The 16,161-nt window shown below is 54.7% G+C and carries 14 protein-coding genes; 4 read left to right on the top strand and 10 right to left on the bottom strand.

The window, feature by feature from the left end; genetic code table 11:
- Positions 1-453: 453 nt before the first annotated feature.
- From ACZCED_RS01835 to ACZCED_RS01810, 6 genes are all read right to left on the bottom strand, one after another.
- Positions 454-993 (bottom strand): NUDIX domain-containing protein, encoded by a 540-nt coding sequence (locus tag ACZCED_RS01835; RefSeq protein ID WP_462968001.1) that lies wholly within the window; start codon positions 991-993, stop codon positions 454-456.
- A 2-nt stretch (positions 994-995) separates the two neighbouring features.
- Positions 996-1,592 (bottom strand): tetratricopeptide repeat protein, encoded by a 597-nt coding sequence (locus ACZCED_RS01830; protein WP_464860086.1) that lies wholly within the window; start codon positions 1,590-1,592, stop codon positions 996-998.
- 251 nt (positions 1,593-1,843) lie between these two features.
- Positions 1,844-2,827 (bottom strand): glucosyl-3-phosphoglycerate synthase, encoded by a 984-nt coding sequence (locus ACZCED_RS01825; protein ID WP_462967999.1) that lies wholly within the window; start codon positions 2,825-2,827, stop codon positions 1,844-1,846.
- On the bottom strand, positions 2,820-3,977 hold the full coding sequence (locus ACZCED_RS01820; protein WP_462967998.1) for a peptidase dimerization domain-containing protein: 1,158 nt from the start codon (positions 3,975-3,977) through the stop codon (positions 2,820-2,822). The genes ACZCED_RS01825 and ACZCED_RS01820 overlap by 8 nt, the downstream gene beginning before the upstream one ends.
- Positions 3,978-4,847 (bottom strand): HAD family hydrolase, encoded by an 870-nt coding sequence (locus ACZCED_RS01815; protein ID WP_464860085.1) that lies wholly within the window; start codon positions 4,845-4,847, stop codon positions 3,978-3,980.
- A complete protein-coding gene (locus ACZCED_RS01810; RefSeq protein WP_464860084.1) occupies positions 4,837-6,243 on the bottom strand; it encodes a glycosyltransferase family protein in 1,407 nt (468 codons plus the stop codon). The genes ACZCED_RS01815 and ACZCED_RS01810 overlap by 11 nt, the downstream gene beginning before the upstream one ends.
- Before the next feature lie 124 nt (positions 6,244-6,367).
- Here ACZCED_RS01810 and ACZCED_RS01805 point away from each other — a divergent pair, with 124 nt between their 5' ends.
- Positions 6,368-7,609, top strand: coding sequence for a glycosyltransferase (locus ACZCED_RS01805; RefSeq protein ID WP_462967995.1), 1,242 nt, complete (start codon positions 6,368-6,370; stop codon positions 7,607-7,609).
- Here ACZCED_RS01805 and ACZCED_RS01800 read toward each other — a convergent pair.
- Positions 7,599-9,296, bottom strand: a complete 1,698-nt coding sequence (locus ACZCED_RS01800; protein WP_462967994.1) for a sugar phosphorylase — start codon at positions 9,294-9,296, stop codon at positions 7,599-7,601. The two genes, ACZCED_RS01805 and ACZCED_RS01800, sit on opposite strands and share 11 nt — an antisense overlap.
- A 157-nt stretch (positions 9,297-9,453) precedes the next feature.
- Here ACZCED_RS01800 and ACZCED_RS01795 point away from each other — a divergent pair, with 157 nt between their 5' ends.
- The gene (locus ACZCED_RS01795) at positions 9,454-10,719 is read left to right on the top strand and encodes a glycosyltransferase (protein ID WP_464860083.1); all 1,266 of its coding nucleotides are present in this window, start codon (positions 9,454-9,456) and stop codon (positions 10,717-10,719) included.
- A 62-nt stretch (positions 10,720-10,781) separates the two neighbouring features.
- Positions 10,782-11,243, top strand: coding sequence for a phosphohistidine phosphatase SixA (gene sixA / locus ACZCED_RS01790; RefSeq protein WP_462967992.1), 462 nt, complete (start codon positions 10,782-10,784; stop codon positions 11,241-11,243).
- 20 nt (positions 11,244-11,263) lie between these two features.
- Here sixA and ACZCED_RS01785 read toward each other — a convergent pair whose 3' ends face one another.
- Both ACZCED_RS01785 and ACZCED_RS01780 read right to left on the bottom strand, forming a co-directional pair.
- Entirely contained in the window at positions 11,264-11,842 is a 579-nt protein-coding gene (locus ACZCED_RS01785; protein WP_462967991.1) for a hypothetical protein, read from the bottom strand.
- A 3-nt stretch (positions 11,843-11,845) separates the two neighbouring features.
- Positions 11,846-14,374, bottom strand: coding sequence for a hypothetical protein (locus tag ACZCED_RS01780; protein WP_464860082.1), 2,529 nt, complete (start codon positions 14,372-14,374; stop codon positions 11,846-11,848).
- A 379-nt stretch (positions 14,375-14,753) separates the two neighbouring features.
- Here ACZCED_RS01780 and ACZCED_RS01775 point away from each other — a divergent pair, with 379 nt between their 5' ends.
- Complete coding sequence (locus ACZCED_RS01775) at positions 14,754-15,767, top strand: 3-oxoacyl-ACP synthase III family protein (RefSeq protein WP_464860081.1); 1,014 nt, start codon at positions 14,754-14,756, stop codon at positions 15,765-15,767.
- Positions 15,768-15,870: 103 nt separating this feature from the next.
- Here ACZCED_RS01775 and ACZCED_RS01770 read toward each other — a convergent pair whose 3' ends face one another.
- Positions 15,871-16,122, bottom strand: coding sequence for a hypothetical protein (locus ACZCED_RS01770; protein ID WP_462967988.1), 252 nt, complete (start codon positions 16,120-16,122; stop codon positions 15,871-15,873).
- Between the last annotated feature and the right edge of the window lie 39 nt (positions 16,123-16,161).

The raw sequence follows: 16,161 nt of genomic DNA, 5'->3' as shown, positions 1-16,161 counted from the left end.
TAACCGCACGATCCGTACCGAAGGTAAGCGAAATATAGGAATATTTGATAACTATATGTTTCCATAAGGTTTTCATCGTTTTTACCAAAAATAATGGCCGGCCTGCTGAATGATGTGAACTGGCGCAATTTGCAACAGCAAGAACTTGGTTTTTGTATATGAGATAAAATTACAGGAAGTTACTGCTGTGATGCATTCTGCCGCCTGGTGCAGCATTTTGCATTAACCGGTAGGACAGGGTTTTTTGCAGGGGAGACACCGCCACCACACCCGTTGAATTGAAGGCATCATGCGCCTGAACATGTCGCGTTACAACCTTCGATTGATAGTGCACAATGGGCATCCTTCCCGCGGGCTGTCTATCAGGAGTGCTGACGGGCCTGGGACTGCTGTGTTTGACGTGCGGACTCAAGGGATGGGGACAGCCAGGCATCTGATCTTATGCTGTCTTCATTACCCGCTCCCGGCCGATCGGCTTGCCGCCAATTGCAGCCCGGCAATGGTTTTGGCATCCTGGATTTCCCCTTCGGCAATCATATTAATGGCCTCGCGCATGGCTACCCGATGAACAAAGAGCAGTTCATCGTCATCCAGGCTCTGGGCCGCCTTGGTCAGGCCGGTTGCCAGAAACAGGTGAATGCGCTCGTCCGAGTATGCAGGAAGCGGGGTGATCTGGGCCAGTTTTTCAAAGCTCCGGGCTGTATAACCGGTTTCCTCGGTCAATTCCCTTTCGGCACACCGGCGGGCGTCCTCACCCGGATTCAATGTTCCGGCTGGAATTTCCCAGATGAAACCACCGACCGCATGACGATACTGTTTGAGGAGCAAAACCGAATCGTCTTCCATGAACGGCACAATGGCGGCCGCACCGGGATGCCGGATAATCTCCATGTCCATGGTGACGCCGTTGGGCAGGGTGATATTCTCAGTGAAAAAATCAAACACCCGGCCCTTTCTGATCAGCGTGGACTGGTTGCAAATCGCTCTGTTCATCTTCAATCCTGGTGCTTTTCTTTGATGTGATCAACCAGTTCGCGCACTGTCTGGCCGCCGGGCGACTTCGCATCGGGGTTGAGGGCCAGCAGCGATTCCCAAGCAGCCAGGGCGTTCTTCTCATCCTTGAGGTCATGGAACAGGACGATCCCCTTGTTGAATCGAGAAATCTCATGGGACGGATCGATCGCCATGGCCCGGTCGAAAGCTTCCACCGCTTTTTCCGGGCTGCCGCTCCGTCGGTACATGACGCCCAAATCCGTCCAGACATTGGCGTTTTCCGGCTGTATGTCCAGCGCCGTTTCGTAGGCCGCAATGGCCTCTTCCGGGAGGTTGGCGTCGAAGTACTGATGCCCCAGATCTATCCAGGCGTTAAGATCCAGGGGATTTTTCTCGGTCTGGGCCTTGAGCATGTCAATGGCCTGCTGCCGCTCGACGTCCATGCCCGCCGATTGTTCGGATCCATGGGGATCGACAATGCTGCCGCTTTTGTAAATGCCGAAAGCGACCCCCGCGACGAAACCGATCAGCAGAGACACCGCGACAAACCAGATCACATTTTCTGATTTGACATACCCGGCAATCTTTTTTTCGCTCATATCTATCCTCTCTTATTCTGAAATCGGCCAGACCGCACTGGCGATGGTCAAGCTTACCGGTGCCGGATTACCATGCCGGCCACCTCCTGTCCATGGTTTTAAGGGCCAGCTTTTATGATAACTTCAGCCCATACCGGCACCAGACATATCTATAATCACGACACCGAGCATCTGCACAGCGGTTGGTTTATTTTTCCGCGTGGTAGGGTTGAAATTGATGGTATTGGACAGTTCGTTGAAGTGAAATGCGCCTAGTTTGATTTCGTGGCGGTGTTTTTTTGCACATATTCAGGGATTTGAACCATCGGTTGCCGCTCGTGCTCTTGCAGGACATGGGCTTGGGGTCGAAGCCTGTCCCCGACCCGGCTGTATTGAATCATCTCATCGAAGATTTCCTGTTTGATGTCAACCCGGTCTAACTGCTGGACACGGTTCAGGAAGGTCTTGATGATTACAAAGGCCATCCGCCCCAAGGCCTTTGTATCCTGATTCTTGTGTATCCGCCGGTCGAGATCGACCTGGGCCATGACCTCCAGCCCCCATTTTTCGTGGATGTCGATCAGCATACCGGTTTCCACCCCGTAGCCAATGTGGAAGGGGATGTTTTCGAAGATGCTGCGGTACCCCGCGTACTCTCCGGATAGCGGCTGCAGGAACTGGGTCAGATCCGGCATGAACAGAGAAAACAAGGGCCGCGTCACCAACTCCGTGACGCGGCCGCCGCCGGTGGGGCGCAGCCGGTTATCTCCCAGCGAGATGGGGCGGTCGTAAAAGGCCTTGGTAAAGCGGATACGATCCGAAAGCAGCAAGGGACCCAGCAGCCCATAGGCAAACCGATGGTGAATATTTTTAATGTCGGCATCGATATAGACGATGATATCTCCCCGGGTCACGTAAAGTGCTTTCCACAGGTTCTCCCCTTTTCCCTTGAATTTCTCCAGGCGCGGCAGAATGTCATCGGCCTGGTAAACGGTCGCATCGTATGATCTGGCGATCTGGCGGGTCTTGTCCGTCGATCCGGAATCGATGACCACGATCTCGTCTATGAGCGGGTAGCGCGTCATCAGTTCCGATCTCATGATGACGATCTCCTTGGCGATGGTCTTCTCCTCGTTCAGCGTGGGCAGACACAAGGAAATGGAGAGTTTTTTGCTCTGTTTGGCGCTGACCAGGATATCGAGTTCCTTGAATTCGGAATGGTGAAAGGTGTTCGATTCGATCCATTTATTATTCATCACACACCCCGTTGTCCATGGCCATGACCAGTGCCGGTATTTGTGATATGCCTTTGTAGATCGGCTCGATTTCGATCATGGCGCCGTCCTGATGATAATTGTCCCCATGGGTCAATCCCAAGGTGACTGCCGGGATATTGCGTTGCAGGAAAATAGACAGGGCCGTTTCGCTGGGTTCGCTCACGGCTTCCACCCCCAGACGGTTCAAGATCCGGGAGGCGCATTTGACCAGCGGATGATTGTACGGCAGGCGAGTGGCATTCAGATTGCTGATGCGGTTGAGTTTCAGTTCGACGGCGAAGGCCTTGTTGATCCCATCGACAATGTCTCGCATTTCGTCATATAAATCTTTGACGATCTGGTCGGCATCGCTGCGGATCTCGAACCCGATATTGGCGTCATAGGCGATTCTGCCGTGGTTGAACCCGCCGGCGATCTTTCCGATGACGATCTGTGTGCGAGGTTTCTGGGGCAACCGTAGGCCAAGGATCGCGTTAATCACTTCGTTGATGACCAGAATCGCGTTCGGCACGTGGTGCCGGTCCCATTGTTTTTCAGAGGCGATACTGCAACTGATCTCACCCCGGATCATGCCGTCGGAATAATAATTGAGTCGCCCCAATTCCACGCTTTCCAGGCAGATGGCACCACGAATCGGCGTGGGCCAGACCTGCAGCAACCGGCGGATGCCCCTCAGATTTCCCCGTGCCAGGCTGTGATTGGGAGCAACCAGAACGATGTCCGATTCAAATGTCAAGCCCAGCCGATTGAAAACCTCCGGCAGTGAGGCCAGCACGCCCACGGCAGCCGAGTTGTCCGAAACACCCATGCCGCTGATGGTTTTATCTGTGACCTCGTAATTCTGGTCGACCTCCACGTCTGAAAAAGTGTCGAGATGGGCCACGACGAAGATGGATTGTCTTTCTGTCGATGCACCGCGGATCACACCGATGGGATTGCCGAAATCATCGATGCTGCATTCGTCCACCTGGAAATCGGCCAGGCGCTCCACCAGGGCCTCCGCTCGCCTTCGCTCGTAGAAGGTGGGTGCTGAAATCTGTCCGATGAGCACGATGTTGCTGATGATGATTTCACGGATTTTGCGGATCTGGTCCACGAACGACGGCAATCGGTCGAGATATCCTTCCATTTATATCCTCATGATTGATGAATCGTCTACTCCGGCGATCAACTGGCGAAGATCGGTGACAATTAAATCCGGAGAGGTGTCCCTGCAGTGGTTGACGGATTCCCTTCGGCGCAAGGATCGCCGGTCACCGGCAAAAAGGGCGGTCTTGAATCCGGCCGCTTTGGCCGGTAAAATATCGTTTTGCATGTCGTTGCCCACCACCAGTGCTGACGCAACGGGAATTCCCATGCTGAGAAGGGCCGTTTGTGCCCGATCGAACATAACGGTTGACGGTTTGGCATGCCCTTCTCTCCATGAAAAAAAGGATAAGCGTCGATCGATCCCCTGCGCTTCGAGTGTCGCGCCGAGAAACCGCTCAAGCAAGATAATGGTGTAAAACTGAGCATTGGAGATGATCCCCATTGGCATCTTGCTCTTTTTGCCTGCAGCCAAAAGTTCCTTTAAGCCGGGCATGGGATAGATCGGGTTAACGATCAGTTCGTATTCCAGGGCGAAATTTTTTAGTTCAGTGATGTTGTTCAAACCAAGAACCTGCCGCCATACCTGAACGATGTCCACCTCCGGGTGCTCGATACCCTTGCGACGCTGGTCGGCATGGCTCCGCTTGATAGTCAGCGTGAGGGAACTCGCGAGATGGTCCGGCGTGCGGCCAATTCCGTATCGTTGCAGCAGGTCCTGCACGTCGGCCGCGCTTTGCGTCGGCTCCCGCGTGAACCCGATGTCCCCTGCCCCGCTGATCAGCAGGGTGCCGTAGATATCGAAGAGCATGGCCGAAAAGCGCTGCATTTTCCCCAGATCCGGTGCAACGCCTGTGGGAATCGGTTTCAACGGGCGAACATGCTGCGCGCATATGTTCTCTTTACCTGCCATACGGGCTCCATTGGAGCAGCGAAAACCGTTGGAGATCGAAAAAGGATTCACGCAAGACACGCTTGTCGATACGATGGCAAACCGGATGATGGACGATTCGATCGTAAATGGTCAGAAGCCGGTTGCTGTATTGCCCTGTGCCATAATTCTGGAGAACCGCCCGTCGATTGTTCTCGATGATGGCCGACGAATCGCCGACAATGCCGGGATGGGAGAGCCAGGGATTCAGCGAAACCAGTTCGCGCTTGCCGGACGGGTCGGTCGTCAGGCGTGCAAGGACCTGCCTTTGAAAAGTCTCTTTTAATAAGCCAAAATCAATGCGTTCATCGCGGGTCAGACGGGCGAAAGCGCGGTTTGCCTGATCGGCTTCGAGAAGGTGACCGTAGCGTTCGGCAGCGCTGACCACCGCATCGTGCCATTCCCGGGAAAAGGCCGCCCCATCGATCCAGGCCAGGGGAACATCGAGGCGGTCATATAAAAAATCCAGTTTGATCCCGTTTTTCTCGAAATCCGTTATTATTTCTCTGAGCCCTCGCCCCCACAACAGTTTGCCGGCCGTCCAGGGCTCGAGGAAGGCCAGGCCGAACCCTTCGGAGATGCTCGTGGAGACTATCGATTCCGAAGCCCCTACGAGTAACGAAAAGTCGACATTCTTGCCGACCGCAAAGTCAACAGGCAGATGGTGTTGTCTTACCCATTCGATCCAATCCCTGTAGCTTGATGCATCCGCCGGACTGTTCGGCGGTTGGGTGACGGCCAAACGCTGTCCGCCCATTAAAAACATGGACAGCAAAATGGCCTCGCCCAGATTCTTGCGCCGGATGGCACGAACCGGATATAAAATCTGCGAATTCGGGTACCAGCCCGTCTTGCCGGCTATGACTTCGACGGCATTGGGAAGGTGGTGCAGGCCTGTGTCATCCAGTCCGGCCCTCTTCAGAATACCGGCATCCCGGGCGTTGATCACGCCGTAATGGCAATCCGCTGGATATTCCTCACTATAGTAAAGATCGGGCCGCCCGTCTTCGGCGAAGTCGTGGATCTGCAAAAAAAGGTTGACCCCGGCCTGCTGCAGCCGTTTAATAATTTTGAGAAATCGCCGGTTCTTGGCCAAGGTTGGATTATGCACGTGAAGTACGTCGCATCCACTTGGCCACTTTTCGTATAGTGCCTTGAGCACCCGCTCGGCAACCCTATCCGCTGCCGGCGGTAAAACGCCCGGTTGGTCGTAACCCAGTCCGGGAATTTCCGCCACCTGACATGACCATTCGGCGGCCGCCCGATCCCCCGTCAGGACGAGGGTGCTACAATTGCCATGGATGGCCTCGACCTGCCGCCTAAGGACGGTGGTGACGCCCCCCGTTTTCAGATGGTAGTGAACAAAGGCGATCCTCATGGCGTCTCCGCAACGAAGGCATCGATCAAGGTCCGCTGATCGGAATGGTTTCGGCGTGTATCGTCATTGTTGAGTAACCGGGGCGCTTTGTCAACCGCCGGTGGATGTCTCAAAAGGAGGCATGATGGGTAAACGTATCGGTTTCGTATCCACCCGCTTCGCAGGAACCGACGGGGTGTCCCTGGAAGCGGCCAAATGGTCGGAAGTTTTAGAGAACAGCGGACATCGCTGCTTCTGGTTTGCCGGGGAACTGGATCGTGACCCCGAGCGGAGCGTCAAGGTTCCCGAAGCCTTTTTCCTGCACAAGACGAATCAAGCCATCGATGTGCAGATATTCGGCAGGAACCGGCGGAGCCCTGAAACCACCCAGGCAATCCACGATCTTCGTGCGTATCTGAAAGAGCGGCTTTACGCGTTCAGCCAACGGTTCAGTCTCGACATGCTCGTGGCGCAGAACCTGTTGACCATCCCCATGCACCTGCCGCTGGGGCTGGCAATGACCGAATTCATCGCCGAGACCCAGATTCCCACCGTGGCTCACCACCACGACTTCTTCTGGGAGCGAACCCGCTTTTCGGTCAATGCCGTGGGGGATTTCCTGCGCATGGCATTTCCGCCCAACCTGCCGAATATCGAACACGTGGTCATCAATTCAGCAGCCCAGGAGGAACTCGCCCTGCGCACGGGCATCGCTTCGACCATCATTCCCAATGTACTCGATTTTGAAAATCCGCCAGCAACCGACCAAATGGATACCCATGCATTCAGACAGCGGATCGGCCTGACCCCTGAAGATTACCTGATTCTTCAGCCGACGCGTATCGTTCAGCGCAAAGGGATCGAACACGCCATCGATCTGGTCCACCAACTTCGAGATTCGCGTTTCAAGCTCCTGATCTCCCACGAAGCCGGCGACGAGGGCTATGAATACGCCGAATGGCTCGCGGACCACGCCCGCGAGCGCGGGGTGGACCTTCGCTTGATCAGCACCCGCACGGCCGACCGACCAGACCGCCCGTCACTCTGGGAACTTTACGCGCATGCCGATTTCATCACCTACCCCAGCCTTTACGAAGGGTTTGGCAACGCCTTTCTGGAGGCGGTTTATTACCATAAACCCCTTCTGATCAACCGCTATGCCATCTTCGTGAGGGATATTGAACCCAAGGGCTTCGATCTGATCGTCATGGATGGTTTTCTGACCAGAAAGAACGTCCACAAAGTCAGGGACGTGATCGAAAACCCGGAGCTGCGAAAGCAGATGACCGTTCACAATTACGCGGTGGCCGCCCGTCACTATGGCTATGCCACCCTGCGGCGCCGGTTGGAGAATCTGATGGCCACCATTTATGGGGTCAACGGTTAAATGGCCGGTGAGTCAACCACACGGTTTGGTAGGCGTTGAGAGCAACCGCCCCATTGTTAAACCGCCCGCCACCGAGGAGATCAATCAGGGGGGGCGACGTGTTTTCGATCTCAAGTTTCACAGTCAGGGCGGCAGCCGAAAAGTTGGTCACGGCAAAAAGGGTCTGTTGCGGACAAACGCGTTTTACGGCGAATACCCGATGGTCTAAAGTGAGGACCTGCATGCGCGCGGCGGGATGGAAGGCCGGCTGACCGGCGCGGATGCCGATCATCTCAAGGCAGGGATAAAAAATACGTGCCCGAACGCTGTCGGAGTCGGCCAGTTCCGCGTGAACCGTTTCAACCGACAATTTCGCCCGGTTGATCGTCCGGGCCCGCCCTGTCAAGCGCACACCCTCCGTCCAGTTCTGGGATCCCAGTATGCTGTGAATGTATACGGCCGGGACGCCGGCAAGGGCCATGGTCACCGCCTGGGATGCCAGAAATCTGGGAATGTGCAGCGGGTCATCTGGCGCAGAGGGGTCTTTCAGCGCGTCCAGATAGGTAATATTCAACTCATAGGGGCTCTTCGACCCATCCGGATTGCACCTTTCGGAAACCTGACCGCCGTTGAGGCGGACACGTTCGGCCAACCATGCGATCTGGGTAGATGGCAATATCCCTTCCAGGGGTCGCACGCCGATGCCGTCATGGGATGCGGTGAAATTGAAAAACATCGTTCGTTCCGAGGGCGTTGCCAGGTCCCGGGCCCAATCGGAGAAAATGCGGGCGTTGCCGGTGGATAGTGAATAGAGCAGCAACGGCGGCAAGGAAAAATTATAGACCATCTGGGCCTCGTCGGCGCCATTGCCGAAATAGCTGATATTTTCAGCGTGGGGCACGTTGGTCTCGGTGACAATCGTCACCCCGGGTGCCGTCAGATCCAGAATCCTGCGAAACAGCCGGACCATGTCGTGGGTCTGCGGCAGATGGATGCAAGGTGTGCCAACCTGTTTCCACAAGTAGGCGATGGCGTCCAACCGGATGATGCGGGCGCTTCTGGCAACGTAGAAGAGCAGGGTCCGCACCATGTTCTCCAGCACGCCCAGGCTCTGGTAATTGAGGTCGATCTGATCGGCGCTGAATGTCGTCCAGACATGCACTCGGCGACCCGAACGTTTCGTGTAAGCGGTCAGCAGAGGCAGCGTCCGGGGCCGGGTCACGAGCGACAAGTCCGTTGCTGGATCGACCTCGATGGCAAGCTTTCTGAATCCGCTCTCCGCATTCAGATAGGATTGGAACCACCGGCTTTTTGCAGACACGTGATTGGCCACGAGATCCACCATCAGATTGAAATCGCGGCCGATTGCCTGTATATCTTTCCAACCGCCCAGGTCGGATCTGACCTTCTGAAAGTCCATGACACTGAATCCGTCGTCGGACGAATAGGGAAAAAAAGGCAGGATATGGATGCCGGAGAACACATCCTTGAAATACCTGCCGGCAAAGCGATGCAGGGTTTGAAGCGGCAGTTCACCTTTATTTTGCAGGGAATCGCCGTAGGTAATGAGCATGACGTCTTTCTCGCTGAAACCCGTCATGCCGTCGGCTGTAAACTCGGGTGAAAAATCATTCAGCACGGCCGATAATCGTTCCAGTGCGACAGCGCCCTTCTCTCTCCCGTAAATTCGTTTTAGAATCGATTCCATTGGAGTGTCCAAGATAACGATCTTTCTCGACAACCTGCGGGATTAAGCCGTTGACATCTTCGGTTTAATGATGTTCTTTTAACTTTTAACCGTTACGCGTGACCGGATCCTTTGCCCCTGATCGTCCTTTTCCCCACCTATACGTACAGGTATGGCGATGTATATCCCATTTGACAAGGTTCATAACATCGGATTCATATCCACCCGGTTCGCCGGAACCGACGGTGTCTCCCTGGAGACAGAAAAATGGGCTCGGGTGTTTGAAAAAGAGGGGTTTCATTGTTTCTATATCGCCGGTGAACTGGATCGAGACCCGGCGCGGTCCTTCCTGGTTCCCAAGGCCCACTTCATGGAACCGGAAATCCGAGCGATCTTCAACACCGCCTTCGGCGCCACTGCCAACGGTGTTCGAGACCGGCAATTGACCACCCAGATTTATCAGGTCAAGGAACAGCTGAAAGACAGCCTTTACGCTTTCATCGCCAGGTTCAATATCGATCTGCTGGTGCCCGAAAATTCGCTGACCATCCCCCTGAACATCCCCTTGGGGCTGGCCATAACCGAAGTCATCGCGGAGACGGGCCTGCCGACCATCGCCCATCACCACGATTTTTTCTGGGAGCGGCAACAGTTCAAGGCCAATTCAGTCTGGGATTATCTCAACATGGCCTTCCCTCCCCACCTGCCGCCCATCCGTCATGTGGTGATCAGTTCCTCGGCCGACAATCAACTTTCCCTTCGAACCGGTATTTCAGGCACCATTATCCCCAACGTCATGGATTTCAAGAATCCGCCCCTGCCGCCGGACGACTATGCCAGTGATGTCCGACAGGCCTTGGGTCTGGCTGAGGACGAGCGCTTGATCCTTCAGCCTACCCGGGTGGTTAAACGAAAGGGTATCGAAAATGCTATCGAGTTGGTCAGCCGGCTGGGGATGAACGCCCGACTGGTTATCTCACACGCCTCCGGAGACGAAGGACACGATTACGAACAGCGCATCATCGACTATTCCCGCCGCATGCAGGTAAACACGCTTTTCGTCTCGGACATCATCAATGACAGTCGGGGCATGACCGCCGACGGTCGTAAGATCTACACGCTGAACGACATCTACCACCATGCCGATTTTATCACCTATCCCTCCACGATCGAGGGCTTCGGCAACGCCTTTTTAGAAGCAGTCTATTTTCGCAAGCCGATTCTTGTCAACCGTTACTCGATCTATACCTTCGACATCAAACCCAAGGGATTCGCAGCCGTTGAAATAGACGGATATGTGACCGATGAAGCGGTTGATCAAACCCGCGCATTGCTCGAAGACGAAGAGCTTCGCCAAAGGATGGTGGAAACCAACTATGCGCTTGCCGAAAAATTCTATTCCTACGAGGTGCTTCACGATAAATTGATGAATCTGATGGTCTAAACAAGTTCTGACCCAAACACACGGATATTAAGAATAGAATACGAAACGATCGAGGTGTCACCATGGCGTTATATCTGGTTCAACACGGAAAAAGCCTTCCCAAAACCGAGGATCCGGAAAAGGGGCTGTCAGCCGAAGGTAAAATGGAAACCGAACGAATCGCCGGTGTGGCCAGAGGCTACCGCGTGAAGGTTTCACGAATCGTTCACAGCGGGAAAAAAAGGGCCAGGGAAACCGCCGAGGTCCTGGCCTCGCAGCTGTCACCTGCAGATGGCCTGGCGTCTCGCAGCGGCATGAATCCATTGGATGACGTTCCCGCCTTCGCAGCCAGCCTCGCACTGGACAAGAACGTCATGCTGGTCGGCCACCTGCCCTTTCTGGAGCGGTTGGTCGGTCTGCTGGTTTGCGGCGACCCGGACCGGACCGTATTCAAGCTGCAGAACAGCGGCATTCTTTGCCTTGATCGCGTGCCTGAAGTCAAAAACCCGGTCATCCGCTGGGCCTTGATGCCGTCCGTGGGTTGACCCGGATCAGGCGTGGTCGATTATTTACGCGATCTGAGGGCTTCCCATATTTTTTCCGGCGCCTGGATGATCAGTTGATCGGGCTGGATGACGATGGTCTGGGCTTCGGAAAGGTAATCGTCCAGGATCTTTTCGGCCTGGGAAATGAGTGCGTCGATTTTCATATCGGAAAGGGTGCTGACGATTTTTAGGTCATCGTCAGCCTGCTGATACAGATAACTGAGCCGGTCGCAGGCCACCCGGTAGTAGCCGATCTTTTGCGTGTACCGGTAGACGTATGCCTGAATTTCGGCCATCAGCATCAAATCGTACCGGATCCTCGGATTATTCAAGGCGTCTGCTTCGGTATTGATTCCTTTTTCCTGCCACTCACGCCGCACCTCTGCTTCGATGGTTTCCAATTGCGCCGACAGCGCGTCCCGGATTCCGTCAGCGTCCGACTTTCTCTGGGCCATCTGGCTGTTGAGCAAAGCGATGTCCGCCATGGTCTGACGCAGCAGATGCGCTTTGTTACTGGCCGCTACGGTCGAAGGCAATACCAGCGAGACCAGAACGATGACAGACATAATCGATCGATACATGATCATGGATGGTTTCACGGTCTATTTTCCTGTGGCGTTGAGTTTGCGTTTGAGATCCTCGGAAAGGAACAACCGGGTCTTGGGATTTTCCCAGTGAGCCATGTGTTTCACATTGATCAGTTCGATCTGATCTCCCTGCCAGTCTGAAAGGATGGCCACCACCCGGGGTGAAAGACGCGAAAGGCTGTTCAGGGAGAGTCCTTTGCCTTTCCAGCGGGACAGGTGAACGGCGGCCTCCGGAGACAGATCCGTTAGACCGTTCAAACCCAGCCAATCCCCTTGCCATTCAGAAAGATGACGGGCTGCTTCCGGTGACAGGTCGGTCAACGCGTTGAGGAACAGATCTTTGCCTTTCCATGTGGTCAGACAGCGTGCGGCCTCGGGCGACAGTGCGGTCAACCTGTGTTTCTGGGAAAAATCACCATCACAGATATCTTTCCATATGGTTGTGTTGTCCGTATCGCTGCCCTGGCTATCGCTATTGTTGTCGGTCTTTTTCGCTGTTGTTGGCAGGTGCTTTTTCACGTCCAGCCAGATGGACTCCAACGTCCGCGGTGATGCCGGAACAGCGTCGATGTTCAACCGGGCCAGTTCACTGCCATGCCTGTTTCTGACTTCATCCGCCTGCTGGATGAAACCGTCGATGTCAATATCGCTGGTCTTGGCGACCATCAGGGCCAGCAATGCCGCTTTGCGTGAGAAAAACAATAGCTCTTCACTGCTCCCTGCGAGGATACTGACCGGGGTTTCCAGTTTCTTGATATAGGTGTCTCGCCGTTGAATCGCCGAAAGCCCCAGACTGATGCTCGGATCCGCTGTCGCCGATTTAAATGAGATCGTGCCCTTACCTGTGGTCCCGACCCTATCGGCGATTGCTTGGATTTCCGCATCGATTCCGGCCTGGTAATAGGCGCGCAGTTCACCGATCTCCGCCTGCTTGTCAATAAGTTGGTTTCGCAGCCGGTCCAGATTTTCGGAGGCCGTTTTCAGACGTGATCGGTCGGATGGGTCGTCGACGACCGCCTGCGCCTTCTGCATCTGAACGGCCGGCTGAACGTCGTCAGCGGTCTCCGGGATACGGTTGCCCGCATCCGGTGCAACGGGCATCGATGAGCGCAGGTTTCGGGGAACCCCGTAAAAATAACCAGCCAGAGCCAGAAAAAGAAAGGCAACAACCGATGCCAGGAGGACTTTCTTTTGCCTGCCGACCGCAGTTTTCGACGCTTCGCGCAGGGGTTCCGGTCTCTGGGGGTCAACCAAACGGACGGGTGTTGGTTTTTTTTCAGATGGCGGGTCCTCCGAAGAGCCCTTTGCGCGGAGGCTTTCATCCGGTTGGCCAGTTGCTCCGTTCCACCCGGCCGTTGCTGCGGTATGGTGATGGTCTGCGTGCGCTAAGTCGCTGTCTGCTTTGTCATCGAACGCAGCATCTTCATCGACCCGCCTCTTTTCTGAAGCATCGACTGCGGTTTTTTGAAAGCCTGCTTGATTCGAATCGGCTTCCGGCGGATGGGACTCATCGTCGCTTGCAGCGATCTCCGTCAAAATTTCTTCGATATCATGAGGGCTATTGGGCGACCCATCATCGCTTTTTTCATTGGTCGGCTCGGCTGGCTGTTGCGCTTGATCCTCGGGTGATTGGCTTGAATAGGTATCTGCTGACATCGCTTTGTCAGATACAGGCTCCGCTGGATTCTTGTCTCCGCCTTCAATCTGGGCCATGATGCTCTCAAAGGCGCGCTGCTGGTCGACGTTGAGCCCGTCGTCAGTGTCTGTACCTTCATTGTCTTCGGCAGCGACTGATTCCTGAATCACTTTTTCCAACTCGGCAGAAGAATTATCCGCGTCTACCGATTCAGGTGCTTCGTCCGTTTCCTTTTCCGAACCGATGATGTCATCCGCTTCGCCACCGCCTTGAATCTGAGCCATGATGCTTTCGAGGGCCTGTTGCTGATCCGGGTCCAGCCCATCGTCATCGATTGGCTCATCGCCTTGCGCGCCTGCCGGTCGTTTATCAGCGTCCGCATCGGCCGCTGTTGCCACCTTTTCCAGCTGGGCGGCAAAATCTTCGGGCGCTTCCGATTCGGGGTCTTCGTCCGCCTCTTTTACTGAACCGGTATCAGCCAACTCACCGCTCTCAATCTGGGCCATGATACGTTCAAAAGCCCTTTGCTGGTCCTCGTCCAGGCTTTCCTCATCACTCTCTTCAGTAGCCCTCGCCTCTACATCGATGGAATCAGGCAACTCAACGTCGGTTGGTTTTTCGCTGCTGATGGTTTCGATCGCTCGATCAAGCGCTGCCGGTATTTTTTCGGACGAATCCTGTGGGTCATTAGCTTCAGTCCCGGTATCTTGGGGCGTGCCATCCAATTGTTTTTCTTCCTGACGGTCAATATCACCCATGATTGCATTGAATGCAGCCAGTTCGTCTTCATTCAGGTCAGCTGAACCGTCGTGGCTGCTACTATCCTGACTATCGACATCCGTCACATGGTTACCCGTCGTTGTTGATTGGTCTTTTTTTTGTGACAGTTCTTTTTTCTTTTCCATCATGTACCAGCACGCGTTATCGGTGTGTGATTGATCAAACCCGGCAGTCGTCTGACCACTTGGTTTTTTATGGATTTCCCCCGGATGCGACGTGGTTCTTCGGTCTCAACGTAGATATCGTCGAATGCGCAACAAACTTAAGGATTTTATCTGTTTTCTGTTCATTCACAAACAACCTCTCAACCCATTTCCCGACATTCCCGCATTTCATGTACCGGTTGCCTCTACCCTATCCAATACGATGTAAAAGCAGCTCACAGCGATATAACCAGATAAATTTCTTGATCATTATTCTAACCGGGGTTATATTTCAGCCGCATGTGCATTGCGAGTAAAGACCGATGTACAAATGGGTTGGATTGAATCTAAGGAGTGAGAAAGCATGAAAAAAACCATCATCAAAGGAACCGGTCGGCATGTGCCCGCCCGTCTCGTCACCAATGACGACTTAGCGCAGCGGATGGATACATCCAATGAATGGATTACCCAGCGCACTGGCATTGAACAGCGTTACTGGGTCCCCGAAACGGGGGGCGTCGGTGCCTCCGACCTGGGCCTGGAAGCGTCAACAATCGCCATGGATCGCGCCGGATGGAAGCCTGAAGAGATCGATCTGATTATTTTCGCCACGCTGAGTCCGGATCTTTTTTTTCCCGGTTCCGGCTGCCTGCTGGCCCATAAGCTTGGCCTCACGTCCACTCCGGCACTGGACATCCGCCAACAGTGTACCGGCTTTCTGTACGGGGTGGCCACTGCCGACGCCTACATTCGCAGCAACCTGGCCGAGCGGGTGCTTGTGGTGGGCGCCGAAGTGCACAGTACCGGGCTCGATATTTCAACCAGGGGTCGCGATGTAGCCGTTATATTCGGAGACGGCGCCGCGGCAGTCTGTCTGGAGGGCGTGGAGACGGGCATCCAGGAGGGGGTGCTTTCCTCGTGTCTGCATGCAGACGGCTCTCTGGCCGAAAGCCTGATGACCTTCGCGCCTGCGTCACGTGAAAATCCACGGCTCGATGAAAAGATGATCAAGGAGGGAAAGCATTTTCCAACCATGGATGGCAGGAATATTTTCAAGACCGCCGTTCGACGGCTTCCCGAGGTGGTTGGAGAGGCCCTTGAGAAAGCGGACATCCCTCTGGCAGCGGTCGATCTGTTCATCCCCCATCAGGCCAATCTGCGGATCAATCAGGCATTCGCCAAGGCCTTGGATCTCCCGGAGTCCAAGGTCTATAACAACATTCAGCGTTATGGCAACACTACGGCCGCCAGCATTCCATTGGCACTGGATGAGGCCATCGAAAAAGGCATTGTCGGCACCGGCAGCACGGTCATGTTCCTGGGACTGGGCGCTGGTGTCACCTGGGGGGCCGTGCTTTATCGATTTACCGCTCAATAACCGCAGGTCAGACGCTCGAAAGCCGACAAAAAGATTTTCAACCGACAGGGAATGGTTTCGTCGAAGGTGAACGGGTGAGGCGGCAAAGGCGAAGGAAGCCCTTTTAATTGTCGTCTCTGGGCTCCTGAAAGATGGCGTGGGACTCCACAGACGAATAAGACCGTGAACAGTTGACACTGTTGGCAAGCACCGTGCGGATCTTGTCAAGGGAAATGCAGCTGTCCATGCAATCGGGAAAAAGGTAGCGTTCAATACACTCCCGGCACGGGCTTTTCACCAGGTAGCCGATATCAAAGTCAAAGCGATGTCTGTATTTGTTTGCCATGGTTGTCAGCGATATGATTCGGTCCGTCATTTGCCGGCAGCGCCTTTTTTTAGGGCCCGTTCAAACCGG

This window comes from Desulfosarcina sp. (genome assembly GCF_055467485.1).
The sequence above is the reverse complement of the archived record's forward strand: the minus strand, read 5'-3'. Positions and strand labels throughout refer to the sequence as shown.